26 protein-coding genes and 1 pseudogene are annotated in these 26,094 nt (G+C 71.5%); 12 read left to right on the forward strand and 15 right to left on the reverse strand.

Features of this window, described 5'->3' with window-relative positions; genetic code table 11:
• The first annotated feature begins 180 nt into the window (after positions 1-180).
• The 3 genes from ACJX2R_RS33920 (at position 181) to ACJX2R_RS33930 (ending at position 2,435) form a co-directional block, all read left to right on the forward strand.
• On the forward strand, positions 181-1,092 hold the full coding sequence (locus ACJX2R_RS33920; RefSeq protein WP_413103218.1) for a glutaminase: 912 nt from the start codon (positions 181-183) through the stop codon (positions 1,090-1,092).
• A gap of 396 nt (positions 1,093-1,488) precedes the next feature.
• Positions 1,489-1,713, forward strand: coding sequence for a hypothetical protein (locus tag ACJX2R_RS33925; protein ID WP_020868512.1), 225 nt, complete (start codon positions 1,489-1,491; stop codon positions 1,711-1,713).
• A complete protein-coding gene (locus tag ACJX2R_RS33930; protein ID WP_413103219.1) occupies positions 1,710-2,435 on the forward strand; it encodes a helix-turn-helix domain-containing protein in 726 nt (241 codons plus the stop codon). The genes ACJX2R_RS33925 and ACJX2R_RS33930 overlap by 4 nt, the downstream gene beginning before the upstream one ends.
• Before the next feature lie 29 nt (positions 2,436-2,464).
• Here the strand turns inward: ACJX2R_RS33930 and ACJX2R_RS33935 are convergent, their stop codons facing one another.
• The 3 genes from ACJX2R_RS33935 to ACJX2R_RS33945 form a co-directional block, all read right to left on the reverse strand.
• The gene (locus ACJX2R_RS33935) at positions 2,465-2,848 is read right to left on the reverse strand and encodes a VOC family protein (protein ID WP_413103220.1); all 384 of its coding nucleotides are present in this window, start codon (positions 2,846-2,848) and stop codon (positions 2,465-2,467) included.
• 85 nt (positions 2,849-2,933) lie between these two features.
• Entirely contained in the window at positions 2,934-3,872 is a 939-nt protein-coding gene (locus tag ACJX2R_RS33940; RefSeq protein ID WP_413103221.1) for a beta-ketoacyl-ACP synthase III, read from the reverse strand.
• A 238-nt stretch (positions 3,873-4,110) separates the two neighbouring features.
• The gene (locus ACJX2R_RS33945) at positions 4,111-4,806 is read right to left on the reverse strand and encodes an HAD family acid phosphatase (RefSeq protein WP_413103222.1); all 696 of its coding nucleotides are present in this window, start codon (positions 4,804-4,806) and stop codon (positions 4,111-4,113) included.
• A 264-nt stretch (positions 4,807-5,070) separates the two neighbouring features.
• Between ACJX2R_RS33945 and ACJX2R_RS33950 the strand changes: the two genes are divergently transcribed.
• Positions 5,071-5,463 carry an STAS domain-containing protein gene (locus ACJX2R_RS33950; protein ID WP_413103223.1) on the forward strand — a complete coding sequence of 131 codons (393 nt, stop codon included), beginning with the start codon at positions 5,071-5,073 and terminating at the stop codon, positions 5,461-5,463.
• Positions 5,464-5,690: 227 nt separating this feature from the next.
• Positions 5,691-6,134 carry an STAS domain-containing protein gene (locus ACJX2R_RS33955; RefSeq protein ID WP_413103224.1) on the forward strand — a complete coding sequence of 148 codons (444 nt, stop codon included), beginning with the start codon at positions 5,691-5,693 and terminating at the stop codon, positions 6,132-6,134.
• A 553-nt stretch (positions 6,135-6,687) separates the two neighbouring features.
• On the opposite strand, the gene ACJX2R_RS33960 is transcribed toward ACJX2R_RS33955, so the two are convergent.
• Positions 6,688-6,906 (reverse strand): hypothetical protein, encoded by a 219-nt coding sequence (locus tag ACJX2R_RS33960; RefSeq protein WP_413103225.1) that lies wholly within the window; start codon positions 6,904-6,906, stop codon positions 6,688-6,690.
• A gap of 284 nt (positions 6,907-7,190) precedes the next feature.
• Positions 7,191-7,856: a snapalysin gene (gene snpA / locus ACJX2R_RS33965; protein ID WP_262701823.1), complete on the reverse strand. Its 666-nt coding sequence runs from the start codon at positions 7,854-7,856 to the stop codon at positions 7,191-7,193.
• A gap of 292 nt (positions 7,857-8,148) precedes the next feature.
• Between snpA and ACJX2R_RS33970 the strand changes: the two genes are divergently transcribed.
• Both ACJX2R_RS33970 and ACJX2R_RS33975 read left to right on the forward strand, forming a co-directional pair.
• Positions 8,149-9,285, forward strand: a complete 1,137-nt coding sequence (locus ACJX2R_RS33970) for a LysR family transcriptional regulator (protein WP_413103226.1) — start codon at positions 8,149-8,151, stop codon at positions 9,283-9,285.
• Positions 9,286-9,424: 139 nt separating this feature from the next.
• On the forward strand, positions 9,425-9,934 hold the full coding sequence (locus ACJX2R_RS33975) for a pyridoxamine 5'-phosphate oxidase family protein (protein WP_413103227.1): 510 nt from the start codon (positions 9,425-9,427) through the stop codon (positions 9,932-9,934).
• Between the two features lie 32 nt (positions 9,935-9,966).
• Here the strand turns inward: ACJX2R_RS33975 and ACJX2R_RS33980 are convergent, their stop codons facing one another.
• Positions 9,967-12,414 (reverse strand): SpoIIE family protein phosphatase, encoded by a 2,448-nt coding sequence (locus ACJX2R_RS33980; protein ID WP_413103228.1) that lies wholly within the window; start codon positions 12,412-12,414, stop codon positions 9,967-9,969.
• 130 nt (positions 12,415-12,544) lie between these two features.
• Positions 12,545-13,462, reverse strand: coding sequence for an NmrA family NAD(P)-binding protein (locus tag ACJX2R_RS33985; RefSeq protein ID WP_413103229.1), 918 nt, complete (start codon positions 13,460-13,462; stop codon positions 12,545-12,547).
• A gap of 147 nt (positions 13,463-13,609) precedes the next feature.
• Between ACJX2R_RS33985 and ACJX2R_RS33990 the strand changes: the two genes are divergently transcribed.
• Positions 13,610-14,170, forward strand: a complete 561-nt coding sequence (locus tag ACJX2R_RS33990) for a TetR/AcrR family transcriptional regulator (protein ID WP_413103230.1) — start codon at positions 13,610-13,612, stop codon at positions 14,168-14,170.
• 144 nt (positions 14,171-14,314) lie between these two features.
• Here the strand turns inward: ACJX2R_RS33990 and sodN are convergent, their stop codons facing one another.
• Positions 14,315-14,710 (reverse strand): superoxide dismutase, Ni, encoded by a 396-nt coding sequence (gene sodN / locus ACJX2R_RS33995; RefSeq protein ID WP_037965025.1) that lies wholly within the window; start codon positions 14,708-14,710, stop codon positions 14,315-14,317.
• Between the two features lie 160 nt (positions 14,711-14,870).
• On the opposite strand from sodN, the pseudogene sodX reads away from it, so the two are divergent.
• Positions 14,871-15,179: pseudogene (sodX, locus tag ACJX2R_RS34000) on the forward strand (nickel-type superoxide dismutase maturation protease); the annotation flags it as partial.
• Positions 15,180-15,235: 56 nt separating this feature from the next.
• On the opposite strand, the gene ACJX2R_RS34005 reads toward sodX, so the two are convergent.
• Complete coding sequence (locus ACJX2R_RS34005) at positions 15,236-15,895, reverse strand: CGNR zinc finger domain-containing protein (protein ID WP_262701835.1); 660 nt, start codon at positions 15,893-15,895, stop codon at positions 15,236-15,238.
• A 117-nt stretch (positions 15,896-16,012) separates the two neighbouring features.
• On the opposite strand from ACJX2R_RS34005, the gene ACJX2R_RS34010 reads away from it, so the two are divergent.
• On the forward strand, positions 16,013-16,789 hold the full coding sequence (locus ACJX2R_RS34010; protein ID WP_413103231.1) for a class I SAM-dependent methyltransferase: 777 nt from the start codon (positions 16,013-16,015) through the stop codon (positions 16,787-16,789).
• A 243-nt stretch (positions 16,790-17,032) separates the two neighbouring features.
• Here the strand turns inward: ACJX2R_RS34010 and ACJX2R_RS34015 are convergent, their stop codons facing one another.
• From ACJX2R_RS34015 to ACJX2R_RS34025, 3 genes are read right to left on the reverse strand one after another with little or no spacing between them, the layout of a single operon-like run.
• Positions 17,033-17,785, reverse strand: a complete 753-nt coding sequence (locus ACJX2R_RS34015) for an amino acid ABC transporter ATP-binding protein (RefSeq protein WP_121825398.1) — start codon at positions 17,783-17,785, stop codon at positions 17,033-17,035.
• A 5-nt stretch (positions 17,786-17,790) separates the two neighbouring features.
• Positions 17,791-18,729, reverse strand: coding sequence for an amino acid ABC transporter permease (locus ACJX2R_RS34020; RefSeq protein ID WP_262701838.1), 939 nt, complete (start codon positions 18,727-18,729; stop codon positions 17,791-17,793).
• A 43-nt stretch (positions 18,730-18,772) separates the two neighbouring features.
• Positions 18,773-19,726 (reverse strand): ABC transporter substrate-binding protein, encoded by a 954-nt coding sequence (locus ACJX2R_RS34025; protein ID WP_413103232.1) that lies wholly within the window; start codon positions 19,724-19,726, stop codon positions 18,773-18,775.
• 513 nt (positions 19,727-20,239) lie between these two features.
• On the opposite strand from ACJX2R_RS34025, the gene ACJX2R_RS34030 reads away from it, so the two are divergent.
• Both ACJX2R_RS34030 and ACJX2R_RS34035 read left to right on the forward strand, forming a co-directional pair.
• The gene (locus tag ACJX2R_RS34030) at positions 20,240-21,472 is read left to right on the forward strand and encodes an NADP-dependent malic enzyme (RefSeq protein ID WP_262701840.1); all 1,233 of its coding nucleotides are present in this window, start codon (positions 20,240-20,242) and stop codon (positions 21,470-21,472) included.
• A 166-nt stretch (positions 21,473-21,638) separates the two neighbouring features.
• The gene (locus tag ACJX2R_RS34035) at positions 21,639-22,601 is read left to right on the forward strand and encodes a zinc-binding dehydrogenase (RefSeq protein ID WP_413103233.1); all 963 of its coding nucleotides are present in this window, start codon (positions 21,639-21,641) and stop codon (positions 22,599-22,601) included.
• 170 nt (positions 22,602-22,771) lie between these two features.
• On the opposite strand, the gene ACJX2R_RS34040 is transcribed toward ACJX2R_RS34035, so the two are convergent.
• From ACJX2R_RS34040 to ACJX2R_RS34050, 3 genes are all read right to left on the reverse strand, one after another.
• Positions 22,772-23,515: an antibiotic biosynthesis monooxygenase gene (locus tag ACJX2R_RS34040; RefSeq protein WP_413103234.1), complete on the reverse strand. Its 744-nt coding sequence runs from the start codon at positions 23,513-23,515 to the stop codon at positions 22,772-22,774.
• Positions 23,516-23,936: 421 nt separating this feature from the next.
• Positions 23,937-25,118: a helix-turn-helix transcriptional regulator gene (locus ACJX2R_RS34045; protein WP_413103235.1), complete on the reverse strand. Its 1,182-nt coding sequence runs from the start codon at positions 25,116-25,118 to the stop codon at positions 23,937-23,939.
• Positions 25,118-25,975, reverse strand: coding sequence for a DUF4097 family beta strand repeat-containing protein (locus ACJX2R_RS34050; protein WP_413103236.1), 858 nt, complete (start codon positions 25,973-25,975; stop codon positions 25,118-25,120). Before ACJX2R_RS34050 ends, ACJX2R_RS34045 begins: the two co-directional genes overlap by 1 nt.
• Between the last annotated feature and the right edge of the window lie 119 nt (positions 25,976-26,094).

The following is a 26,094-nucleotide window of genomic DNA, read 5'->3' on the forward strand; positions in this document are numbered from 1 at the left end:
TTCTGGTCCGTCTCCGGTCCGTTCCGGTTCTGTGGCGGGCCCCGGTCGCGGACCGCCACGTTCACCCCTTTGCTTACCCGACGCACACCCATAAACACATGGGGTGATGAATGGTGGGGGGCGCGTTATCGTGCGGACCGGCTCATCCGTACGACCTCGCAACAGGAGACGCACCGCACCATGGACTACCAGGCAGTGCTGGAGGAGGTCGCGGCGCATGCGCGGCCGCGGATCGGCCGGGGCCGGGTGGCCCAGTACATCCCGGCGCTCGCCTCGGTGGACGCGGACCGCTTCGGGATCGCGCTCGCCGACGTCGACGGCCGGGTCACCGGGGTCGGCGACTGGGAGCGGCCCTTCTCGATGCAATCCGTCTCCAAGGCGTTCAGCCTCGCGCTCGTCCTCGCCGAGGACGGCGAGAAGCTGTGGCGGCGGGTCGGCCGGGAGCCCTCGGGCAACCCCTTCAACTCCCTGGTGCAGCTGGAGTACGAACACGGGATCCCGCGCAATCCGTTCATCAACGCCGGGGCGCTCGTCGTCACCGACCGGCTGCACACCCTTACCGGCGACGCCAGCACCACCATGCTGGACTTCCTGCGCGCCGAGAGCGGCAACCCGGACCTCGCCTTCGACCAGGAGGTCGCCGCCTCCGAGACCGCCCATGGCGACCGTAATGCCGCCCTCGCCCACTTCATGGCCGCCTATGGCAACCTCGACAATCCGGTGCAGACCGTCCTGGAGCACTACTTCTGGCAGTGCTCGATCGAGATGAGTTGCCGCGACCTCGCCCTGGCGGGCGGCTTCCTCGCCCGCCACGGGGTGCGCGCGGACGGCTCGCGGCTGCTGTCGCGCAGTGAGGCGAAGCGGGTCAACGCGGTCATGCTCACGTGCGGTACGTACGACGCGGCGGGCGACTTCGCGTATCGGGTCGGGCTGCCCGGCAAGAGTGGGGTGGGCGGTGGGATCGTCGCGGTGGTGCCTGGGCGTTGCGCGCTGTGCGTCTGGAGTCCTGGGCTCGACGATCGCGGCAACTCGGTGGCCGGGGTGGCGGCCCTGGACCACTTCACCACGCTGACCGGCTGGTCCGTCTTCTAGACCACGCCCAACGGACCGTGCCGCCTGCGGCGGGCTGTTTCCCCTCCCCGCCCCTTCCCGTGACTGGGGCTTCGCCCCAGGCCCCGGTGTGCAGGGGGGAGCCACCGGCCGTGGGTCAGGCCGCGCCCGGTGCGGCGTGGTGTCCGCGGTGGGCTGGACGTCTGTTTGCGGGTCCAGGGGCGGAGCCCCTGCCACGCGGCGGAGCCGCAAATGGACGCTGCGGGAAGGGGCGGGGAGGGGAAAGCGTCGGTGGCCGCCGGTCGCCCCGTAGCGTGGGCGCACGGTTCCGGTGCGGGCGCGTGGGAGCGTGGGGCGGCGCGCTGGTGGAGGTGGCGCGCGGCCTGGCGTGGCGGGACCATGGAGGGTAGTGGTGGTGTGAGCAGGAGGTGTACCGCCATGCAGCACGAGATGCGCGCCGAATACGAGGAGGGCAGCTCCGGGCGGGTCGCGGGCGCGCCGGTCAAGATCTGGCACATGGTCCGCGGGAACGGAACGACCGCGATGTGCGGGCGGGAGCTGGATCCGGACGCCGAGACCCAGGCCGCCGACCTGTGGGCCACGGGCGACGCGGGGCCGTTCTGCCACTCCTGCGGCGCGATGTATCTGCGCGAGGTCCCTTGAGCGCCTTGAGCGAGTACCGGGAGCGGAGGGCGCTGATCGGCCACGGCGCCGTGGTGTGGACCCGTACGGCCGGCACCGGGCCGCAGCGGGTGCTCCCCGACGGCTGCACGGATCTGATCTGGAGCGAGGCGGGACCGGGGCCGGACGGCGAGTTGCTGGTCGCCGGGCCGGACACCCGTGCCCACCTGGCCCCCGGCGCGCCGGGCACCCGCGCCCTGGGGCTGCGGTTCGCGCCCGGCACCGGCCCCGCCGTACTGGGCGTACCGGCGCATGAACTCCGCGATCTGCGGGTGCCCTTGGCCGCGCTCTGGCCGGGCGCGGAGGTCCGGCGGCTGGCCGAGCGGATCGCCACCGGGCAGACGGCCGCGGGCCGCCTTCTGGAGGAGGCGGCCTTCGGACGGCTGCGAACGGCGGAACCGCCCGATCCGGTGCTCGCCGCGATCGTCGCGGGGGTCTCCCAGGGGACGGCGGTGGCCGGGATCGCCGCCGCCGTGGGCCTGGGGGAGCGGCAGCTGCACCGCCGCTCCCTCGCCGCGTTCGGCTACGGCCCCAAGACGCTGGGCCGGGTGCTCCGGCTGAACCGGGCCCTGGACCTGGCGCGCACCGGCCTCCCCTTCGCGGAGGTCGCGGCCACGACGGGCTACGCCGACCAGGCCCATCTCGCCCGCGACGTCAGGGCGCTTGCGGGGGTGCCCCTGGGCCGTCTGCTCAGGGTGCCGTAGAGCTTCCGGGTGCTTGGGTCGAGCGAGCCCTAAAAGAACAAGTCGATGCCGTTGTCGTCGGGGTCGAGGACCGTGGCGTAGCGCTGGCCCCAGGGCGCGTCCCACGGCTCCAGCTTGCCGCGCACCCCTGCCTCCATGAGGTCCTGGTAGGTCTTGTCCACGTCGGCCGGGCTGTCGCAGGCGAAGGCCAGCCCCACGCGGTGGGAGCCGCTCGGCGGCGTCCACTCCGGTTCGAAGGAGCGCACCGTCGCGACCGTGTCCCACATCAGCCGCGTGCCGCCGGGCAGGGCGGCCTCGACGTGGGGCTGGGTGTCGGCGTCGGCGGGGATGTCGAGGCCGAGAAGGCGGTAGAAGGCGAGGGAGGCGGCCATGTCGGCGACGACCAGGCCGATGGCGTCGAATCGTGCTGTCATACGGGCAGCGTAGGGAGCGTCCGGGCGGCCGGTCTTGAACGAATCGGACGTCCCTGTCGGGGTCTCCATCGCGGGCCGGGCGCGCTCACGGGCAGTGGATGACCTGGCCCGCGTACGACAGATTGCCGCCGAAGCCGAACAGCAGCACCGGGGCGCCGGAGGCCACCTCGCCGCGTTCGACCAGCTTGGAGAGGGCGAGCGGAATGCTGGCCGCCGAAGTGTTGCCGGACTCCACCACATCGCGGGCGATCACCGCGTTGACCGCGCCCAGCTTGCGCGCGACCGGTTCGACGATCCGCAGATTGGCCTGGTGCAGTACGACACCGGCCAGGTCCTCCGGGGAGAGCCCGGCCCGTTCGCACACCTCCCGCGCGATCGGCGGCAGATGGGTGGTGGCCCAGCGGTAGACGGTCTGGCCCTCCTGCGCGAACCGGGGCGGTGTGCCCTCGATACGGACCGCGCCGCCCATCTCCGGGACCGAGCCCCACACCACCGGGCCGACGCCCGGCCGCTCGGCGGCCACCACGACGGCCGCGCCCGCGCCGTCGCCGGTCAGTACGCAGGTGGAGCGGTCGGTCCAGTCGGTGGCCGCGCTGAACTTCTCCGCGCCGATCACCAGGGCCGCGCCGGCCGCCCCGGCCCGGATGGTGTGGTCGGCGGTGGCGAGGGCGTGGGTGAAGCCCGCGCACACCACATTGAGGTCCATGGTGGCGGGGCGTGCCAGCCCGAGCCGGGCGGCGACCCGGGCCGCCATATTGGGGCTGCGGTCGATCGCCGTGCAGGTGGCGACGAGCACGAGGTCGATGTCGGAGGGGGCGAGCCCGCTGTTGGCCAGCGCCTTGGCGGCGGCCGCCGCGGCCATCTCGTCGACCGTCTCATCGGCGCGGGCGAGATGGCGGGTGCGGATGCCCACCCGGCTGCGGATCCACTCGTCGCTGGTGTCGACCATGGCCGCGAGGTCGTCGTTGTCGAGCACCTTCGCGGGCTGGTAGTGGCCGAGCGCCAGTACGTGCGAGCCGGTCATCGGTCATCCCCTTAGCGCCAGTGTCGACGTATCCGCGCGATTTTGCGGAGATCTCGACGGACAGTCTGCGGTGTGTCCAGTCTTGAGCGGAGCAGACCTGCCGTGCGCTCGGGTTACTCACCAATCTTGGGCGCCAAGATCTGGAGTTCCCGGCCTTTCCCTGGCGGGTGCCGGGGGTCGTGGCGGAAGGGGATGGCCTCTGACCGTGGCTCAGGGGAGTCGGCTCAGGGGAGTCGGCTCAGGAGAGCTGGCCGTTGTAGTCCGGGAGCTTGAAGGACTTCTCGGCGTGGCCACCGGTGAGGTCGGTGGGGCTGTTGCCGATGTTGGCGATGATCGTGTAGCCGTTCTTCTCGATCTCCGCCCGCTTGGCGGTCTTGTACTCCGCCACGTCCTGGAAGAGGTCCGGCAGATTGCGTACGTACAGACCGGCCACCGAGTAGCCGACCTTCTCCAGGTTGTACTCGGTCGGCAGGTAGATGATGCCGGGGCGCGCGGTGACGAAGAAGATGGCCACACCCCGGTCGTGGGCGTACTGGGCGAGCTTCAGCACCGGTTCGACGGCGGGCTGGGGGTAGCTGAAGCCGAAGTCCGTCTCCAGCGAGGTGTTGTCGATGTCCAGGACGATGGCCCGCTTCTCGCCCGAGGGTTCGGCGGTGCGCTCCTCGATGTAGGGGCGGGCCTGCTCGTCGATGATGGCGCGAACATCACGCTGCCAGGTCTCGTAGTCGACCTCCTCGGCGGCGGTGGCGCTCGACGGCGCCGCCGTGGCCGCCGCGGCCACAGTGGCCGCCGAGGTGCCCGTTGTGCCCGTGGTGCCGGTGGGGCCGGGCGTGGCGGCGGTCGCCGTGGTGGCCGTTCCGCCGACGCCGATGGCGAGGGCGACGACCACCGTCGTCATGCCGAGCCGCCGTGATCGCACGCGTCCTGCTGTCATCGGTCACTTCCTTCGCGTGAGGCGATTGCCGGATGGCATGTTCACGGCTGCCGGTGGACATGAGAAGACCTCTGCTTTACCGGCGAGTAACGGTTCGCGACCGAGGGGCCTTAATAGGCCAACGACACGTGCCGGGCCGTTCGTTGACTGGTCAGCCGGTAGATGGGTATGTCATCTACTGAAGGGCCGGCCTGGACCCCGGCGATGACCGGCGTGGCCGCGGGCTCCGGTGTCGCGCGCCTCCACCAGGTCAAGGAGGCTTGCATGTTCGATGATCGGCCCGCCTTCGGCGTCCGAGTCCACGCGCTCGGCGGAGTCACCGTCGCCGAGGTCGCGGGAGAGCTGGACATCTTCGCCGCGGGGCGGATCGTGGCTCGGCTCGATTCCCTCGTTCAGGTGCGGTGCCCGGATCTGATCCTGGACCTACGGCCGGTCACGTTCCTGGACTGTGCCGGATTGTCGTTACTGTGCCGGTTGCGCAATCGCGTGCTGGAGCGGGACGGGCGGCTGCGGCTCGTCATCGGTGATCCGCGCTTTCTGCGACTGCTGCGCATGGTCCGGCTGGACGACGCCTTTGAGATACTGGAAGATCTGACTCCGGCGATCGCGGGCGCGGCGGGTCCGGTGGTCGGAGGGGGCGGTGACGCCCTCGCCTAGGCCGTATCTGACCAAGTGTCAATAGTAAGAACCGAAATTCACTCGGACGAGCGGTCTTTACCGGCGGAATGCTGCGTCCCTCCCTCTGTAACCGGGGGTCACCCCCTTACGCTCGCGGAACGTCGCCTGAGGACCCGGCGGATTTCGCACCCGATGCCCGACCCTGCCCGCTTCCGGGACCTGACGAAGGTGAGAGGGGCAGTGTGCCGTTCCGAGGGGATATCGCGATGACGCAGCAAGGCGCTCCGCGTGATGCGCCGGTGCCGGTGGATCGCGGTGCCCAGAACGCCGCGCGGGGGCCCGCGAGCGAGGATCCGGCCGATGGCGTCGTTCCTCGGGTCCGTACGCACCGGGTCGGCGGGTACACCGTCGTGGAGCTCCACGGTGAGATCGACATCGCTGGGGTGGGAAGCGTGGGACCGGCGCTGGACGCGGCCACGGCCGGGGACCGGCCCTCGGTGATCGTGGACTTACGCCCGACCTCCTTCTTCGACTGCTCGGGCCTGGGACTGCTGTGCCGGGCCCATCGACGTGTCCGGGAGCGGGGCGGGCGGATGCGGCTGGTCTGCGACGACGCCTTGATCCTCCGCACGCTGCGGGCGGGGCGGATGCTGGATGTGCTCGAGCCGGTGGCAACGCTGGACGAGGCGCTGGGCGAGGAAGAGGGCTAGGGCGCGCCGCGGGTCGTGGCGCCTGCGGCGGGCTGCTCCCCTCCCCGCCCCTTCCCACAACTGGGGCTCTGCCCCAGACCCCGGGCCGGGGCTCTGCCCCAGACCCCGGGCCGGGGCTCTGCCCCAGACCCCGGATCGGGGCTCTGCCCCAGGTCCCGGATCGGGGCTCCGCCCCAGGCCCCTGGGCCGGGGCCTCGCACCAGGTCCCGGATCGGGGCTCCGCCCCAGGCCCCTGGGCCGGGGCCTCGCACCAGATCTCGGGCCGGAGTTCCTCCCAGTCCCCGGGCCGGGGCTCCGACCCAAACCCCGGCTCGGGGCTCCGCCCCTACCAACAGCATCGATATGCGGCTCTGCTGCGGGGCGGGGATCTGCCCCCGGTCCCCGGGGTCCAGGGGCGGAGCCCCTGGTAACGGGAAGGGGCGGGGAGGGGAAAGATCCGCCGGACAGCACACCTAGGGCGCGGCGCGGGTCGTGGCGCTTGCGGCGGGGCACGCGGCGGAGCCGTGTGGTGCGCGGGGCGCGCTCGCGTGTGGTGGCTGGGTGGCGGCCGGGGTCAGGGTCGGCGGTCCTGGGGCGGGGGAGGGGTCATCCGGTGGCCCCGGTGCTGTCGCCCGCGGCCCCAGGCGCGATGGCGGGCCCGTCCGCCGCCCGGGAGGGTCTCGTGGCTCTCCGGGGACATGCGGTTGCCGTTCTGGACATTGGTCCGGTGGATCAGCAGGGCGCCCACGGCGATCAGCGCGAGGATGACGACCACGGTGATCAGGGTCTCCATGGTGCTCACTCCCTGGGGCCGGGGCCCAGAGCTGGAGGGAATCCGGCCGGTTTGTGCGAAATGCTCCTGGTGTCTATACGGTACCTCCGGCCGGAGGTGGCGTCGCTCCCCGTGTGCGGCGGCCCCGGAGTCCGCGTGCACCGATACCGCGTCCGCACACGCCGAGCGCCCGCACCCGGCGTCGGGAACCGGGTGCGGGCGGTCAGGCCCTGATCCAGCGGATCAGTGGATCAGTGGGGTCGGCGGGTTCAGTGGGTTCAGTGGGTTCGGCGGGTTCGGCGGGATCAGTGGGTCTTGGCCAGCTGCTTCTCCAGCTTGGCCAGGCCATTGGCCCAGAGCTGGTTGACACGGCTGATCTCGGCCTGGTTCGGCTGCGAGTTGGTGCAGGACGGGCCGGGGCCGCCACCGGACATCAGCTCGCTGCACGGACCCTCGTAGTGGTCCGGCAGACCCAGCACATGGCCGGTCTCGTGCGCGGTGACCCGGGTCGAGTCGTACTCCTGGTTCTGGGCGTAGTCCAGGAAGACATAGCCGCTGCCGTGCCCGTCGGTGCTCGCGTACGAGCCCCGGGGGTCATTGCCCTCGCGGTAGGTGAAGTCCGCGTTGCTGCCCTCCTGGAGCTTCACGTTGCTCACCGCGGAGTTCCAGATCTGGGCGGAGCGGGATATCACCGACTTGAAGGTCGGGGCCTGGCTCGCGTTGTAGGTCACGGTGACGGCCGCCGCCGCGCTGGGCGACTTCGCCCGCTTCTCCAGCGCCGACTTCATGACGGCCTTGATGAAGGCGTCGGTGTCGGCCCGCTCCTCGCCGCTCGCCGTGTAGGCGGCGGCCGCCGCGCCGCGCTGGGCCGTGGAGTGGTCGGGCGTGGCCGCGGACGCGGGCATGGCGGACAGGGAGACCGCCAGGCCGAGGCCGATGGTCGCGGACAGCGCCAGCTTGGGGAGTGACATGTGGGGGGCTCCTCATCGTCCTCGGGCCCCGGTCGCCGTGTGGGGTGGCGGCCGGGGCCGTGGGATGAACTCTTGGCTGACGCAGAGTCTTGAGGAGAACCGGCCGTACGCGGAGATATCAACTGGTGATAGGACGAGGGCATATCCCCCGCCGGGCGTTCAGGGCCCGGCCGATGACCGGCGTTTGACACCCCGTTGACCCGTGTTTGACCACCGATTGATCGATTCCGGTACGGGTTGGCGGGATTTCAGAGTCTGGTGTGACGGACAAGTGCGCAGTTATGCTCCCGCCGTGGAGCTCGAGGTGAGGCACCTCCGTGCACTGTGCGCCATAGCCGACACCGGCAGCCTACGGAAGGCGGCGCGTCAACTGGGCATGACCCAGCCGTCCTTGACGACCCAGCTCCGGCGGATCGAGAACACCGTCGGCGGCCGGCTGTTCTCGCGGGAGGTCACCGGCAGTCGGCCGACCCCGCTGGGGCGGTCCGTGCTGTGCCGCGCCCGGCCGATCGTGGCCGAGATGAACGCCCTCGTCGACGAGGTCCGGCTGGAGGCGGGGCAGACCGCCGACGCCCGGCTGCGCATCGGCAGCACGGGCAGCCGGGCCGTGGTCGGCTGGCTGCGCAGGCTCCGCGCCCGCTACCCGGACGCGGACACCACCATCCACATCGACGTCTCCGCCAACGCGCTGTTGCAGATGGTGGCCGCCAACCAGCTGGACGTCGCCTTCGTCCACGAGGTCGAGGGCGCGCCGCTGCGGGTGCCCGAGGGCGTGGAGCGCCGGGTGCTCGTGGAGCGGGAGCCGCAGTTCGTGGCGCTGGCCGAAACCCATCCGGCCGCCGCACGCCCCGTGGTGCGGCTCGCCGAGCTCGCCGCCGACCAGTGGATGGTGGACCCCAGCGTGGACGGCGAGGGGCCCGGGCTGCGCCGGGTGCTGGCCGCCGCCGGGCTCAATCCGAGAGTGGTCTACGGGGACTATCTGACCGCCGCCGACCTGGTCGCCTCGGGCGAGGTGGTCACCCCCTGCCAGCCCACCGCGCGGTCCCGCCAGGGCGTGGCGGTCCGCCCGCTGCACGGGGATCCGCTGACGGTCCGGCTGTTCCTGGCCTCACGGGCGGTCCCGGCGGCCCGTACCGGCGCCGATGGATCCGCCCCGGACGCGGTGGTCCGTACCGGCGCCATCGAACCCGCCCCGGACCGGGAGTCCGGTGTGCCCGTCGACGTCGGTGCCACGGCGTCCGGCGCGCCCCTCGACGTGGACGCCCTCTTCGGCGACCTGGCGGACGCGTACTTCGAGATCGCCTGGGCGAGCGTCGCGTACCGCCAGTGGCTGGTGCGCAACGAGAGTCCGCTGCTGCGCCTCCAGGAGCCCCCGACCCGCGACGAGCTCGACATCCTGGGGCTCGCCGGGCCCGCCGAGGTCTCGTAGCTCCTGAACGCATAGCCCCGAACTCATAGCTCCGAACTCGTAGCCCCCGAAGGGGTGGCGAGCGATGACTTTCGCTCCGCCGGGCGGTCCAAGCACATGGGACCGCACCGGACCGCCACGCCATGCGAGGAGCGAGCAGATGATCGCCGAGCACGAACCGCAGACCGCGCTGGACACCCGTTTCAGCAGCCCGGACGCCACCGCCACCGCCTGGCCCGAGGGGCGTGAGGGGCTGGCGGCCGCGGAGCTCTACTGGCTGTCCACGGTCCGCCGGGACGGCCGTCCCCACGTCACCCCGCTCATCGCCGTCTGGTTCGACGGAGCCCTCTGCTTCTGCACCGGCCCCGCCGAGCAGAAGGCCCGCAACCTCGCGCACAATCCGCGCTGCGCCCTCACCACGGGTGTGGGCGTGCTGCGCGAGGGCCTTGACCTGGTGGTCGAGGGCACGGCCGAGCCGGTGCGGGACGACGCCACGCTGCGGCGGATCGCGGCGGCGTACGTGGAGAAGTACGGCGAGGAGTGGACCTTCCAGGTGCGCGACGGCGCCTTCCACCACCAGGGCCATGAGGCCCTGGTCTTCCGGGTCGCCCCGGCGACGGCGTTCGGCTTCCGCAAGGGTGAGTACGGCCAGACGCGCTGGCGCTTCTGACGCCCACGGAGGCCCCGGGCCGTTCGGTCCGGTCAGTCCAGGCCGAGCAGCCCGCCGGGCAGCCCCACCGGCAGTGTCTGCTCTGACCAGATCGTCTTGCCCTCGGCGGTCTGGCGGCTCCCCCAGCGCTGGCTGAGCCGCGCGACCAGCAGCAGCCCGCGGCCGCCCTCGTCGAAGGTGCGGGCGCGGCGCATATGCGGGGCGGTGCTGGAGGAGTCGGTGACCTCGCAGATCAGCGAGTGGTCATGGATCAGCCGCAGCTGGATGGGCGGTACGGCGTGCCGGATGGCGTTGGTGACCAGCTCGCTGACGACCAGCTCGGTGGTGAAGACGGCCTCGTCGAGCCCCCATTCGGTCAGCCGCTCCGTCACGTTCCGGCGGGACCGCGCCACCCACGCCGGATCGGCGGGCACGTCCCAGGTGGCCACGTGTGCCGCGTCCAGGGCGCGGGTGCGGGCGAGCAGCAGCGCGACGTCGTCCAGCACCCCCTCGCCCGGGAGGAGCGTCCGCAGTACGGCGTCGCAGGTGCCGCTCAGGGAGCCGCGGGGGTGGGCCAGCGCGTCGGCCAGCAGCAGCCGTCCCTCGTCCACATCCCGGTCCCATTCGCCCATCAGCCCGTTGGTGTAGAGGGCGAGCACGGCGTTCTCGGGCAGCTCGGTCTCCATCGCCTCGAAGGGCAGCCCGCCGACCCCGAGCGGCGGTCCGGGCGGCACCGGCAGGAACTCCACCGAGCCGTCCGGCCTGGCCAGCGCCGGGGCGGGGTGCCCGGCCGCGGCCAGCGAGCAGCGGTGCGAGACCGGATCGTAGACCGCGTACAGACAGGTGGCCCCCACATCCCCGGTGGCCTCCTCGGCCCCGGTCTCCGCGGCCAGGTGGATCACCAGGTCGTCGAGGTGGGTGAGCAGCTCGTCCGGTGGCAGATCGACGTCGGCGAGGGTACGGACCGCCGTCCGCAGCCGGCCCATGGTGGCCGACGCCTGGATGCCGTGGCCGACCACGTCGCCCACCACCAGCGCGACGCGCGCCCCGGAGAGCGGGATGACGTCGAACCAGTCCCCGCCCGCCCCGGCGTACGGGCCCGCGGGCAGATAACGCGAGGCGACCTCGACGGCCGGTGGCTGGGGGAGGGTCTGCGGCAGCAGGCTGCGTTGCAGGGCCAGGGCGGTGTTGCGCTCCCGGGTGAAGCGGCGGGCGTTGTCGACGCAGACGGCGGCCCGGGTGGTGATCTCCTCGGCCAGCACCACATCGTCCTGGGTGAACGCCTCGGGGGTGCGGTGGCGGGCGAACACGGCCACTCCGAGCGTCGTCCCCCGCGCCCGGATCGGCACCGACATGATCGAGTGGACGCCGAACCGCCGGATCGTCTCGGCGCGGTCGGGCTTCAGCGCACCCCACTCGGCCATCGAGGGATCGGTGGACGTGTGGATGATGGGACGCCCCGCCACCAGGCATTCGGCCATCGGTGAGACCTTCGGGTAGGTGTCCACCTTCCCCACCGGCACCACGGACTCCGGGCATCCCTCGTAAATGGATTGCCGGGCGGCGCGGCGCAGTACGACCGGGTCGGTGAGCGGCCCGGACGGCAGCTCCTCCTCCTGGGTCAGCCGGTCCAGCAGGTCGATGCTGGCGTAGTCGGCCAGTCGCGGTACGCAGACGTCGGCGAGCTCCTGCGCGGTGTGGTCGATGTCGAGGGTGGAGCCGATCCGTTCGCTGGCCGCGCTCAGCAGCAGCAGCCGCTGGCGGGCCAGATACTGATCGGTGATGTCGTGCGCCGCCATGCAGACCGCGTACACCCGCCCGTCCCTCGCTTGCAGCGGGGCGAACCGGGCCGACCAGGCCTGCTCCTTGGCCTCGCCGCTTCCGGTGCGCAGATACGTCTCCACCTCGCGCGGTTCGCCGGTGGTCAGCACATGGCGCATGGCCGCTTCGAGCTGTTCGCTCTGGAGCCTGCCCTTGATCTCCGACAGCCGCAGACCGCGGATCTCCGTCTCGGGGAGGCCGGTGACGCGGGCCATCTCGGCGTTCACCTTGCGCAGCCGCATATCGGCGTCGTAGATCGCCATCGGGCAGGGCGACTGGGTGTAGGCCCACTGCGTCAGCCCGTCGTTCCATGACTCGGGGGGCTGCTCCGCGCGGGGTGCGGCGGTCACCAGCAGCCAGTCGCCCTCCGGCCGCCTGCGGTGCGCCAGCAGCGGTACGGTCACCTCGCGGCCGTCCCGGTGGCGCAGCGCCACGATCCCGTGCCACCGGGTCAGCCGGGTGCGGGCATGGCGGGCCTCGGCGCCCGTCGCGCGGCCCGGATCGGCCAGCAGCTCGGCGGCGGGCCGCCCCACGACCTCGGGCGAGGGATGCCCGAGCAGTCGACGGGCGCCCTCGTTCCAGCTGGTCAGCGTCCCGTCATCGCTTACGGTGGCTCGTGCCGTATCCGCTTCGTCGAAGCCGCCCCGCTCCCGCGCGGAGCCGCTGTCGTGGCGCTTCATCCTCGCCATCCCTCCGGGACGGCACCGGGTCCGTCCACCAGGGCTCCCTTCCAGCCTGGTCCACTCCGGTCCGGGCATCAACCACAGCGCGGAGCCCGGAGCGGACGCCTGGGAAGTGCGCGGGTCAGACTCAGACCACCGCGGGCCGCAGATGCCGCCCGGCCCACTCGGCGAAGCTCGTGATCGGGAGGCCGAGGGCGCGTGCGAACTCGGGGCGGGCGGGCTGGCTGACCGTGTTCGTCCACTCATGCCCGAGGCCCCACTGCGGCATCCCGGCGGCGAGCGCCTCGTCCACGGTCATCGACGGGACGGTCAGCTCGGCGCCCGTGACCTCGGAGAGGACTTCGGCGACCCGGGTCATCGTCATATGGTCGCCCGCCAGTTCCAGCTCGACCTCGTGGAACCGCTCCGGGTCGGCGAAGGCCGCGGCGGCCGCCGTGCCGATGTCGGCGACGGCGATGAGGGAGAGTTCGGTGCCGGGCTTGAGGATGGTGGCCAGGCCGCCCTCGGGGCCGTTGGGGAGCAGGGACAGGAAGTTCTCCATGAAGAAGGCGGGCTTGAGGAGCGTCCAGTGGCGGAAGCCCGCCTCGCGGACCCGGTCCTGGAGGCCGGTCTTGGTGGCGAAGTAGTTCTCCAGCGCCGCCCAGCGGCCCTCCGCCCAGCCGGGCGCGTTGTGGTGCTGCCCGGCGCCGGAGACGGAGGTGTGCACGAACTGCGCCACCCCCGCGTCCCGCGCGGCGTCGATCAGATTGCGCCCCTGGACCCACTCGGAATCGCCCTGGAGGTCGTTCATATCGGGCATCTGGATCGAGAAGACGGCACGCGTCCCCTCGGCGGCCCGCCGCACCGAGTCGAGGTCGAGGAAGTCGCCCTTGACCAGCTCGGCGCCGAGCGTCGCCACGGCCTTGGCCCGCTCGCCGGCGGGGTCGCGGACCAGGGCCCGCACGGGAACGCCCGCCGAGAGCAGGGCTCGGGCGGTGGCACCGCCCTGCTGTCCGGTGGCACCGGTGACGAGGACGGGGGCGGAGGTCGGGGATTGCACGGGCATGCTGCTGCTCCTCGGGCAGAAAGGTATCGACTCATCGACAAGTCGACTGGGAAGGCTAAACGGCGGGCCCCGCCACTTATGACTCGGTACGATACGGAGGACCCCGCCACTTAGCAACCCGCCACTTGGCAACCCGGAGGTGACGCCATGCCCGCCCAGCGCGCGGACGCCCGGCGCAACTACGCGCGCATCCTCGCCGTCGCCGAGGAGGAGGTCGCCACGCACGGCGCCGACGCCTCCCTGGAACAGATCGCCCGCACCGCCGGAGTCGGCTCGGCCACCGTGCGCCGCCACTTCCCCACCCGCCGCGCCCTGCTGGAAGCGGTCTTCCGCGAGCGCATCGAATGCCTGGCCACCCGCGCCCGTGAGCTCGCGGAGGCGGACGACGTACGGGCCGCCCTGCTGGACTGGCTGGGCGCCCTCACCGTCTACTCCGCCACGGTGCAGGGCCTGGCCACCGCGCTCCTACGGGACGGGGAACTCGACCCGGAACACGCGAACCCCTGCGTGAACACCCTCGCCGACGCGGGCGAGCCCCTGCTGCGACGAGCCGAGCGGGCCGGCGCGGTGGCCCCCGGCGTGACCCCGGTCGACCTGGTCACCCTGGTCGCCGGCATCGCCCTGGCCACCCAACACCACCCCGACCCCGCCACCGAGGCGACCCGACTGCTGCACCTGACCGTGGCGGGCATCAGCCCTCGGGGGTGAGGGGCGGGGTGTCAACCCCGGCGCCCGCCGAGGACGTTCAAGGCGAACCGGCAAGGTTCACGCAAGGTTCACGGCAAAGAAGACCGCACCCGGGCCACTCGGGGCGGCTCGGGTGCGGTCTGGTGGTGCTGGGGAAGAGCGGGGTCAGCCCTTCTTGGTCTCCCAGAAGATCTTGTCGATCTGGGCGATGTAGTCCAGGGCCTTCTGCCCCGTGGCCGGGTCGGTCGAGCCCTTGGCCGCGCTCAGGGCCTTGAGGGTGTCGTTGACCAGCTGGTGCAGCTCGGGGTACTTCTCGAAGTGCGGGGGCTTGAAGTAGTCGCTCCACAGCACCGAGACATGGTGCTTGGCGAGCTCCGCGCGCTCCTCCTTGATGGTGGTGGCACGGGCGCGGAAGTGCGGGTCCTCATTGGCCTGGTACTTCTCCTGGATGGCCTTGACGGACTCGGCTTCGATACGTGCCTGGGCCGGGTCGTACACACCGCAGGGCAGGTCGCAGTGGGCACTGACCTGAACCTTGGGGGCGAACAGGCGGGAGAGCATAGAGCTGTCCTTCCATTCGTGATCGTCTTCTCAGGTGCGAGATTACTCCGTGGGGGAAGCCTTTTCTCGGGTGCCCCGGGGGGCTTAGGTCAAAAGTCCAGTGCAAGGCTGGGATGCCTGGGATCGTGTTGGGGGCAGGGTGAGGACCGGAGGTGCCGTGATGCGGGAGCAGCTGGGCGATCGCGGGCAGGAGCCGGACCGTGACCAGCGCGGGCTGCTGCGGATTGGGCTCGCGGAGGTGTACAACCCGTCGATGCAGCCGACGCTGTACCCCGGCGACCAGTTGGTGGTGCGCTACGGCGCGCCCGTACGGCCGGGGGACGTGGTGGTTCTGCGCCATCCGTTCCGGCAGGATCTGCTGATCGTCAAGCGCGCGGTGGAGCGGCGCGAGGGCGGCTGGTGGGTCAAGGGCGACAACCCGTACGTGGAGAACGACAGCCGGGAGTTCGGCGTCGTGCCGGACGAGCTGGTGGTGGCCCGGGCCTGGGTGCGGCTGCGGCCGCTGCGGAGCGCCGGGCGCGGTGGTCAGCGGTCGATGGCCGGGCTGGTCTCCTGGGCGGTGTCCGCGGTACGGCCCGTGGGCTCGCGGTCCTGGCGGCGACTGCGCTCGGCGCCGGCCGTCCGCTCGGCGTCGAGGCGTTTGCGGGCGCGGTAGGCGGCCACGTTGGCGCGGGTGGCGCAGCGGTCGGAGCAGTAGCGCCGGGAACGATTTGTCGATGTGTCGAGATAGGCGTTGCGGCAGGGTGACGCCTCACAGATGCCCAGCCGGTCGGCGCCCAGTTCGGTGAGGTGGAAGGCCAGCCCCATCGAGGCGGTCGCGGCGTATCCGGCACCCGCGTTGGCGGCGTAGTCCGCGATATGCATATGCCAGTCGGGGCGGCCGTCCTCGTCGCGGGTCTCATGGCCGGAAATCTGCGGGCTCACCGGGAACTCGATGAGCAGCGCGTTCAGCAGGTCCACCGCCAGCACCTCGTCGCCGCCCGCCGCCGCCTCGAAGACCGCGCGCAGCCGGGCCCTGACCGACCTCAGCCGGGTGACGTCCGCGTCGGTCGTCCGCCGGGCCTGCTGACTCTCCCCGAAGAGCGCCCGTACGGCCTCCACCGAGGTCAGGGTGTCGGTGCCACGGCTCGGCTCCTCGCTGTTGACCAGGCGCACGGCGAGATCCGAGTAATAAGCCAGTTCCACTTGTGGTCCTTACGAACGGCGGTCTAGGGTCATATCAGGTCGGTAAGAGGCGTTCTGCCTACGAGGGTATTACGGGCGGCTGCGCCGAGACGATGACGCATGGTTTGGAGGGGCTCGATGACGGACACCGTCGCCGTGGCGGACTGGCAGGCGTGGCAGCGGAGCTGGGACCGGCAGCAGGAGTGGTACCTCCCCGATCGTGAGGAACGGTTCAGGGTGATGCTCGACGCGGTCGAGGCCGTCGTCGGCCCGGAGCCCCGGATCCTCGACCTGGCGTGTGGCACGGGCAGTATCTCGGACCGGGCGCTGCGCCGGTTCCCGGGCGCCACCAGCACCGGTGTCGACCTCGACCCCGCGCTGCTGACGATCGCCCGCGGCCACTTCGCGGCCGAGCCGCGCGCCGAGTTCGTGACCGCCGATCTGCGCGACCCCGGCTGGACCGAGCGGCTGCCGCACCGTGCGTACGACGCCGTGCTGACCGCCACGGCGCTCCACTGGCTGCGCTCGGACGAGCTGCGGGTGCTGTACGGGCAGGTCGCGGGCGTGGTGCGGGAGGGCGGGGTGTTCCTCAACGCGGACCACATGCCCGATCCGGCCACACCCCGGCTCAACGCCGCCGACCACGCGTACCAGAAGGCGCGGCAGGCGCGGGCCAGGGCCGAGGGCACCCAGGACTGGGTGGACTGGTGGCAGACCGCCGCGCGGGACGAGGCGCTGGCCGGGCCGGTCGCCGAGCGGTTCTCGATCTTCGGCAATCCGGCGAACGGCGACCACGCGGACGGTGAGACGCAGTCCGTCGCCTGGCATGCGGAGACGCTGCGCGCGGCGGGCTTCGGGGAGGCGCGGGCCGTCTGGTGCTCGCCCTCGGACGCGATGGTGCTCGGGCTGAAGTGACCCAGGGGCGGAGTGCGCGAGGGCGGTACGGCCATCGGCCCGTACCGCCCTCGCGCATGTGCCGCGCCTAGGCGCTCCGCTGGAAGCGCCCTGACCTGCCGTCGACCGTCCGCGGCGCCGTCGTGGCTGGTCCCACGCGGCGGAGCCGCATATCGACACAGCCGCGCGGCGGAGCCGCACATCGCCACGGCCCCGCGCCCCTTCGGGGCGCCACCGAACCCCAGCCGACTTCCGCCGATCCGCTTAGAGCACCTTGGAGAGGAACGACTTCGTCCGCTCGTGCCGAGGATTGGTCAGCACCTCCCGCGGATGCCCGGACTCCACCACCACGCCGTCGTCCATGAAGACGACCGAGTCCCCGACCTCGCGCGCGAAGCCCATCTCATGCGTCACGACGATCATCGTCATGCCGTCCTCCGCGAGCCCGCGCATCACATCGAGCACATCGCCCACCAGCTCCGGGTCGAGCGCCGAGGTGGGCTCGTCGAAGAGCATCAGCTTCGGCTCCATCGCCAGCGCCCGCGCGATCGCCACGCGCTGCTGCTGGCCGCCGGAGAGCTGGGAGGGGTAGTTGGCCGCCTTGTCGGCGAGGCCCACCCGGTCCAGCAGCTTCAGCGCGCGCTCCCGTGCCACCGCCTTGGACTCCCGCTTGACCTGGACCGGCGCCTCGATCACGTTCTCCAGCGCGGTCATATGCGGGAAGAGGTTGAAGCGCTGGAAGACCATGCCGATGTCGCGCCGCTTCTCGGCGACCTCGCGGTCCTTGAGCTCGTAGAGCTTGTCGCCCTTCTGGCGGTAGCCGACCAGATCGCCGTCCACGTACAGCCGCCCGGAATTGACCTTCTCCAGGTGGTTGATGCAGCGCAGGAAGGTGGACTTGCCGGAACCGGACGGGCCGATCAGGCAGAACACCTCGCGCGGGGCGACCTCGAGGTCGATGCCCTTGAGGACCTGAACCGGGCCGAAGGACTTGTGGACGCCCTCGGCCTTCACCATGGCGGTCATGCGCCGACACCTCCGGAGCGGTTGCTGAAGGAGAGGAGATTGGCCCGGACCCGCTGGAGCGGGGTGGCCGGCAGGCTACGGCTCGAGCCGCGCGCGTAGTACCGCTCCAGGTAGTACTGGCCCACGCTGAGCACGGAGGTGAGGATCAGGTACCAGGCGGCCGCGAGGAAGAGCATCTCCGCCGTGGCGCCGGAGTTCTGCCCGACCTCGGAGGTGGCCTGGAGCAGGTCCCAGTACTGCACCGCGATCACCAGTGAGGTGGTCTTGAGCATGTTGATGAACTCATTGCCGGTCGGCGGCACGATCACCCGCATCGCCTGCGGCAGCACCACCCGGCGCAGCGTCTTGGCGTGGCTCATGCCGAGCGCCTGGGCGGCCTCGGACTGGCCCTCGTCGACCGACTGGATGCCCGCCCGGCAGATCTCGGCCATGTACGCGGCCTCGTTCAGGCCCAGGCCCAGCAGGGCGGCCAGGAACGGGGTCATGAAGTCCGACCACTCGTCCTTGTAGATCGGCATGATGTTGATGTAGTCGAACACCAGGCCGAGGTTGAACCAGACCAGCAGCTGCACATAGACCGGGGTGCCGCGGAAGAACCAGATGTAGCCCCAGGCGATGGAGGCGGTCACCGGGTTCTTCGACAGCCGCATCACCGCGAGGACGATGCCGAGCGCCACGCCGACCACCATCGAGAGGATGGTGATCCAGACGGTGTTGCGGACGCCCCTGAGGATCTCGCCGTCGAAGAAGTAGTCCGGGATGGCCTTCCAGTTGACGTCACCGCGGGCGAAGGCCGAGATCAGCAGGACGATCAGGGCGATGGCGACGACCGCGGCGACCCAGCGGCCGTAGTGCCGCACCGGGATGGCCTTGATGCTCTCCGGCGCCGGCGGCGGGGCGTCGACCGGACCCGCCTTTTCGATCTTAGTAGTCACGGATGGTGCCTTTCAGCGCGAGCGCGGACGGGGGAGGGCCGGATCACTTGCCGCCGTTGATGATGGCCTTGGTGACCGCGCCGTCCTTGACGCCCCACTTCGCGATGATCTTGTCGTATTCGCCGTTCGCGATGATCAGGGCGAGGGCCTGCTTGAGCGCATCGCGCAGCTGGGTGTTCTTCTTGGCGACGGCGATGCCGTACGGGGCCGCCTCCACCTGATCGCCGACGAGCTCGAAGTCCTTGCCGCCGCCGGAGGTCTTCACCGCGTACGCGGCGACCGGGAAGTCACTGGAGCCGGCGGCGGCGCCACCGCCGCGCAGCCGGGTCTGGGCCTCGGTGTCATTGCCGAACGCCTCGATCGAGATCTTGCCCTTGCCGTTCTTCTGGCAGGTCTTCGACTGGGACTTGGCCAGGTCGTGGGAGACGGTGCCGCGCTGCACGACGATCTTCTTGCCGCACAGGTCGTCCCAGGTCTTGATCCCCTTGGTGTCGCCCTTCTTGGTGTAGATCGAGACACCCGCGGTGAAGTAGTCGACGAAGTCGACGCCCTCGCCCGCCTTCTTGCCGGTGTCCGGGTCGACGCCCTGCTGGCGGCCCTTGTTGTCGGTCATGGCCGACATGGCGATGTCGTAGCGCTTGGAGCGCAGACCCGAGAGCAGGGTGTCGAAGGTGCCGTTGTTGAACTCGAACTTCACCCCGAGCTGCTTGCCGAGCGCGTCGGCGATGTCCGGGTCGATGCCCATGACCTGGCCGTTCTTCTTGAACTCGACCGGCGGATAGTTGATGTCCGAGCCCACCTTGATCACCTTGGCGCTCTGGATCTCCTTGGGCAGCTGGTTGAAGAGCGGGGCGGAGTTGGTGTTGGACCCGCCCGTGGCCTTGTCGGTCTGATCGCCGCAGCCCGTCAGCAGCAGGACGCCTACGACCGCTATCGCGCCGACGGGGGCCATCCGGGACTTCAGGGTGGCCCCACGGGGCGTGAAGCTGGCGGTCATGCTGGTTCCTCCGGCAGGGTGAGGGGGTGAGAGCTCGGGAACACGTTTGTGGGTGTCGCGATCTCGTGTGATTGGGGCATCTTGCCATCGGACGGGCCCGTACGGGCCGCTGGCCATGTCAAAATCGGATAACGGGCGATCCCCGTGGTGCACAATCGGACAGCGGTACCGGCCGGACAGCGGCGGCCGGTGGCGCGGGGCAGGCTCGTGATCATGCGGGGAACAGCGCATGACAGCGGCATGGACTTTCCCTAGAGCTTTCGCCCGTCTTCAGGCGTAATGCCTGGTTTTCCGGCGTCATGGCACCAGAACTCGCTCGTCCCTCGGCGCGCGCTTCAGGTAGAACAGACGGCTACACCCCTCACCCGGGGCTCAGGGCGCGAGTGCGACGCGCCCGGCGTTCGTACCCACACCCATGCGGTGGTCATCCGCTGAATGGGACGACGCGGTGCCCGCCCGCTCCGAACCTGGGGCGGATACCCTCGACAGAAAAACGACAAAGGGGTCAAAACAGTGGCAGCGGAGATGGTCAATCCTCGCAGCGACAGCACAAGCGGCAGCGGCGAAGGAGCCGAAGGCGTGACCGACGGGGAGCCCTTCGATCCGGCGTTCGCCCTGCACCGCGGCGGCAAGATGGCCGTCCAGGCGACCGTGCCCGTGCGCAACCGGGACGATCTGTCCCTCGCGTACACACCGGGCGTCGCCAAGGTGTGCAGCGCGATCGCCGAGCAGCCCGAGCTCGTCCACGACTACACCTGGAAGTCCCAGGTCGTCGCCGTGGTGACGGATGGCAGCGCGGTGCTGGGGCTCGGCGACATCGGTCCGGAGGCGTCCCTCCCGGTCATGGAGGGCAAGGCGATCCTCTTCAAGCAGTTCGGCGGGGTGGACGCGGTGCCCATCGCGCTCGACTGCCGGGACGTGGACGAGATCGTGGAGACCGTCGCCCGGTTCGCGCCCTCGTTCGGCGGCGTCAATCTGGAGGACATCTCCGCGCCCCGCTGCTTCGAGATCGAGCGCAAGCTCCAGGAGCGGGTCGACATCCCGATCTTCCACGACGACCAGCACGGCACGGCGGTGGTCACCCTCGCCGCGCTGCGCAACGCCGCCAAGCTGACCAACCGTGCGCTGGGTCAGCTGCGCGCCGTCATCTCCGGGGCGGGCGCCGCCGGTGTGGCCATCGCCCGGATCCTCACCGAGGCGGGCATCGGCGATGTGGCCGTGTGCGACCGCAAGGGCGTCGTCTCGCCGGACCGCGAGGACCTCACCGACGTCAAGCGTGAGCTGGCCGGCTTCACCAACAAGGCCGGGCTCACCGGATCCCTGGAGGCCGCGCTGGACGGCGCCGACGTCTTCATCGGCGTCAGCGGCGGCACGGTGCCGGCGGACGCGGTGGCCAAGATGGCGCCGGACGCCTTCATCTTCGCAATGGCCAACCCCAACCCGGAGATCCACCCCGACGTCGCCCACCAGTACGCGTCGGTGGTCGCCACCGGGCGCAGCGACTTCCCGAACCAGATCAACAACGTCCTCGCCTTCCCCGGCATCTTCGCGGGCGCCCTCCAGGTCCGGGCCTCCCGGATCACCGAGGGCATGAAGCTCGCGGCCGCCGAGGCGCTGGCCGCCGTGGTGGCCGACGAGCTGAGCGCGGACAAGGTCATCCCCTCGCCGTTCGACGAGCGGGTCGCCCCCGCCGTGACCGCGGCCGTCGCCGCGGCCGCCCGCGCGGAGGGCGTCGCCCGCCGCTGACGCCCCGCCCAGGGCCGGGTGGCGTTCACCGACGACCAGGTGCCTCTACGGGCCGGGCCGCCCCTCAGCCGGAGGGGCGGCCCGGCCCGTGCGCTGTCCGGCGGGCGAGCGGGGTCACACCGTGGTGCGGTTCCGTGGGGTCGCCCGGCGGCCTAAGGTCGGGATCATGTTCGCTGCCTATGCCGCACGTATCGACCGTGACCAGCCGCTGAGCGGCCTCGAACTGGGGGAGCGCCCCGAGCCGGAGGCCCGGCCCGGCTGGACCACCGTGAACGTCAAGGCCGCCTCGCTCAACCACCACGACCTGTGGTCGCTGCGCGGTGTGGGCCTCGGCGAGGAGTCGCTTCCGATGATCCTCGGCTGTGACGCGGCCGGGATCGACGAGGACGGCAACGAGGTCGTCGTCCACTCCGTCATCGGCCAGAGCGGACACGGTGTCGGCCCGAAGGAGCCCCGCTCCATCCTCACCGAGCGCTACCAGGGCACCTTCGCCGAGCAGGTGACCGTCCCCAGCTGGAATCTGCTGCCCAAGCCCAAGGAGCTCTCCTTCGAGGAGGCCGCCTGTCTGCCCACGGCCTGGCTGACCGCGTACCGGATGCTGTTCACCAACGCGGGGGTGCGCCCCGGCGACAGCGTCCTGGTCCAGGGCGCCGGGGGCGGTGTGGCCACCGCCGCGATCGTGCTGGGCGCGGCCGCCGGGCTGCGGGTGCTGGCCACCAGCCGTGACGAGGCCAAGCGGGCCCGCGCCGTCGAGCTGGGCGCCGAGGGCGCGTACGAGCCGGGGGAGCGGCTGCCGCGCCGGGTGGACGCCGTGATCGAGACGGTGGGCGCCGCGACCTGGTCGCATTCGGTGAAGTCCCTCAAGCCCGGCGGCACCCTGGTGATTTCGGGCGCCACCAGCGGCCCCAACCCAAAGACCGCCGAGCTCAACCGGATCTTCTTCCTGGAGCTGAAGGTCGTCGGCTCCACGATGGGCGGGAAGGACGAGCTGGAGGACCTGCTGAGCTTCTGCGCCGCGCGCGGGGTACGGCCGGTGATCGATTCGGTGCTGCCGCTGGATCGGGCCCGCGAGGGGTTCGAGAAGATGGCGGGCGGCGATCTCTTCGGCAAGGTCGTGCTGACGGTCTGAATGTGGGCGGCCTGAATATCGCGGCGGCATATTCCCGGCCGTTGTGCGGGTCCCCGGCCGTTGTTCGGGCCGTTGTGCGGGCCGGGGATTCCCGGGGTAATGCGCGGCTGCCCGCTGACTCTCGCGCCCCGCTGAATTCCCGGAATTCCGCTACGGCGCCGTTATGACGGCTACGGCGCCGACGGCCGTACGAAGCTCCGCCGGAAGTGATAGGAGCGGGAAGAGGCACCCACCAGGGCGGGGAAGTCGCGCACCCGGTCCCAGGCGTACGAGCCGCCGCCGCGCGGCCCGTCGGCCGCCAGGGCCGCCTCGTACGCCTCCACGTCGGTCCAGCGGGCGTAGTTGAGCACCCGGGCGCGGTCGGTGGACAGATGGCGCTCGCCATCGGCGATCAGATGGAAGTCGGCGGAGAGCAGACCCGGGTCGGGCTCGCTCTCCAGGGCCTCGATGACCAGGTCCACCCAGGACCGGCGGGTCTGGGGATCGGGGTCGTTGAAGTCGATCTCGACCACGACGAACAGCCCGGGGTCCGTGGTGGCGCCCTGGCCGGCGGCCGGTGCCTGGAAGGTTCGGTAGTGGCGGTAGTACGCGAGACCGAGCCGCTCGATGTCCGGGACCGCGCTGTCGACCGCGTCATTGCGCTGCTGGCGCTGGGTCCGGAAGAAGGCGTGGTACGCGGCCTCGTCGGCCCACTGGGAGTGGTGCATCAGCGTATCGCCGTCCGTGCCCGCGTAGAGGTTGTACGAGGTCAGCTCGGGCGCGGGCCAGGGGCGGCTGTCCCAGGCGGCGGCGATGGCGTCGACCGTGGCCCGCTGCCGTTCCGGTGTGCCCACGCTCCAGGTGCTGAACAGCGCGGCGCCCACATCGGGCCGGGTGAGATCGGGCAGCGGTCCGGAGCTGGTCGGGGCGGACATGGCGGTCTCCTCGCGATTGGGGACGTCGGAAAGCCGAACGGGCCGGGGGAGTGGGGATCGAGGCCGGAGGGGCGCGCTCCCCCGCGGTGCGCCCCCTCCGACGCCGATCCTGAAACTTCAACCGCGGTGCAAGTCAAGCGGCCAGGGGCGCGGGCTGTGTCGATGCGCGACTCCGCCGCGCACGATCGATGGCAGGTGTGGGCACTGCCGGTGGAGCGCTTACGGGGGCGTCCGGCGGGCCTTTCCCCTCCCCGCCCCTTCCCGAAACTGGGGCTCCGCCCCAGCCCCCGGACCGGGGCTCCGCCTCTTCCCTCGGCGTCGATATGCAGCTCCGCTGCGTGGCGGGGCTTCGCCCCTGGTAACGGGAAAGGGCGGGGAGGGGAACAGCCCGCCGCAGGCGTCACGTCCCGCCGGACAGCCCCTACGCCCGGTCCCCCCTCAGCAGGGCCGTGATCCGCGCCGCCGCCGCCCCCAGATGGTGGTGGGCCTCGGCCAGCTGGGCCTCCGTCACCCCGTGGTCGCGGGCCGCGTCGCGGACGTCGTCCCGGAACCGGTCGAGCAGCCGCTCCAGATCGCGGGCGGGGGTGCCGGAGGGGGTGAAGTCCCTGGCCCACTCGGGCACCCGCACCCCGGCCGCGCCGCCGCCACCGTCCCCGGCCGTCGGCTTCTGCTCGGGGCCGCCACCCGTCGGCTTCTCCTCCGCGCTGCCGGCCGTCGGCTTCTGCTCCGGGCTGCCACCCTTCGGCTTCCCCTCCGCGTTCCCGCCCTCCGGCTTCGTCACGTCCACCCGCTCGACCGTGACGTCCGGGCCGGACGCCTCGTCGCCCCAGCCCCAGTCCGTGCCCCAGTCCGGCCCCCGGTCCGAGCGCGAGGTGCCCGGCCGGGAGATCCGGCCCATCCCGCGTGACACCTCGGCCAGCCCCTCGCGCACCGCCCGCTGCCAGTCGCCCGCCCGGATGTGCTCCTGCGTCTGCTCCTGGACCCGCCGGGCGATCCGCTGGACCTCCTCGCGCGCGAAGTCCTGCGCGTCCCTGGCCTGCTTGCGGGCGCGCTGGGCGTCCTGCCGGGCCCGCCGGCTCTCCTCCTTGGCCCGGCGCGCCTGCTCCTTCCACTCCTCCTTCGCGCGCCGCATCTCCTCCTTCGCCTGCCGCCAGGTCTCCTTGTCGCCCCACGACCCCTCCCACGGGGCCTGCTTGTCCTGGGCGCCGCCGGAGGCGCGGGCCTGCTGGGCCGCCTCGCGCATCTCCCGCCGCAGATCGCTCGCGGAGCCGCGGACGTCCTCCCGGATCTCGGCGGCGAGTTCGGCGACCGACTCGCGGATCTCCAGCTCCAGATCGGCCAGCTCACCGCTGCGGTCGGCCAGTTCGGCGCGCCCGGCGTCGGTGATGGAGTAGACCTTGCGGCCGCCCTCGGTGGTGTGGGTGACCAGCCCCTCGGCCTCCAGCTTGGCCAGCCGCGGATAGACGGTGCCGGCCGAGGGCGCGTAGAGCCCCTGGAACCGCTCCTCCAGCAGACGGATGACCTCATAGCCGTGGCGCGGCGCCTCGTCGAGCAACTTGAGCAGATACAGGCGCAGTCGGCCGTGGGCGAATACGGGGGGCATCAGAGGACCTTTCCCTGGGTGCCGTCGGTGGTGTCCGTGTCCTCCTCGGACGGCGGACGGCGCAGCAGCGCGATGGCGCCCGAGAGGGTGGTGGCCTTGAGGCTGCCATTGCCGGTGCCGAGCCGTCCGGTGATCCTCTTGGCGCCCCACTGGCCGGTGACCCGTAGATCGTCGAAGCCGTTGGAGACCGAGCCGCTGGCCGTGTTGGCCTCCACCTCCGCGTCGGTGGGGTGCGGCAGCCGGATGGCGATCTCACCGGAGACGGTGGTGAGGCAGATGTCGGAGCACTTGGGGGCGGGCGCCAGGTCGAGCACCATGTCGCCACTGACCGACTCGGCCCGTACCGAGGGCCCGGAGCCCTCGATGACGGTGAGGTCGCCGGAGACGGAGTGGAACCGCATATCGCCGGTGACGGCCTGGGCCTCGACCCGGCCGGATACGGTGTCGGCCTGGACCGGACCGGTCAGCCCGAGCAGGGTGAAGTCGCCGGAGACACCGCGCAGCTCGGCACGGCCGGACAGCCCGGAGACCACGGCGGAGCCCCCGACCACGCCGACGGTGGCGCTGGTGCCGACGGGCACGGTGAGGGTGACATGGGCGGTGCGGGTGTAATGGCCGAGCCACTTGCGGAAGCCCTTCCGGGGGAGGTCGTCATAGCCGACGCTCAGGGTGCCGTCGATGTGGGTGACCTTCAGCGGCGGGCCGTCGATCTCCGAGACCTCGAGGCGGGCGGGGCCGGGGGCGGCGCCGACCACATTGACCGTGCCGCCCGCGATCTGGATGTCGAGCGTGGACACCGGGTCGTCGAGGGTGAGCTTCTGTGGCGCGTTGATCGACCACTGTGATCGGGCTGACATCCCTGGCCTCCCCTGGCTGGACGTGCGGCGCGCCATCTGGACGCAACATATCGTGTCTCCCACGTAACACGATATATCGCGGACGCGCGGAGTCAAGCCCGATCAGCTCCTGATCCGAC

It is taken from the genome of Streptomyces sp. Inha503 (genome assembly GCF_047215865.1).
Taxonomy (GTDB): domain Bacteria; phylum Actinomycetota; class Actinomycetes; order Streptomycetales; family Streptomycetaceae; genus Streptomyces; species Streptomyces lycopersici.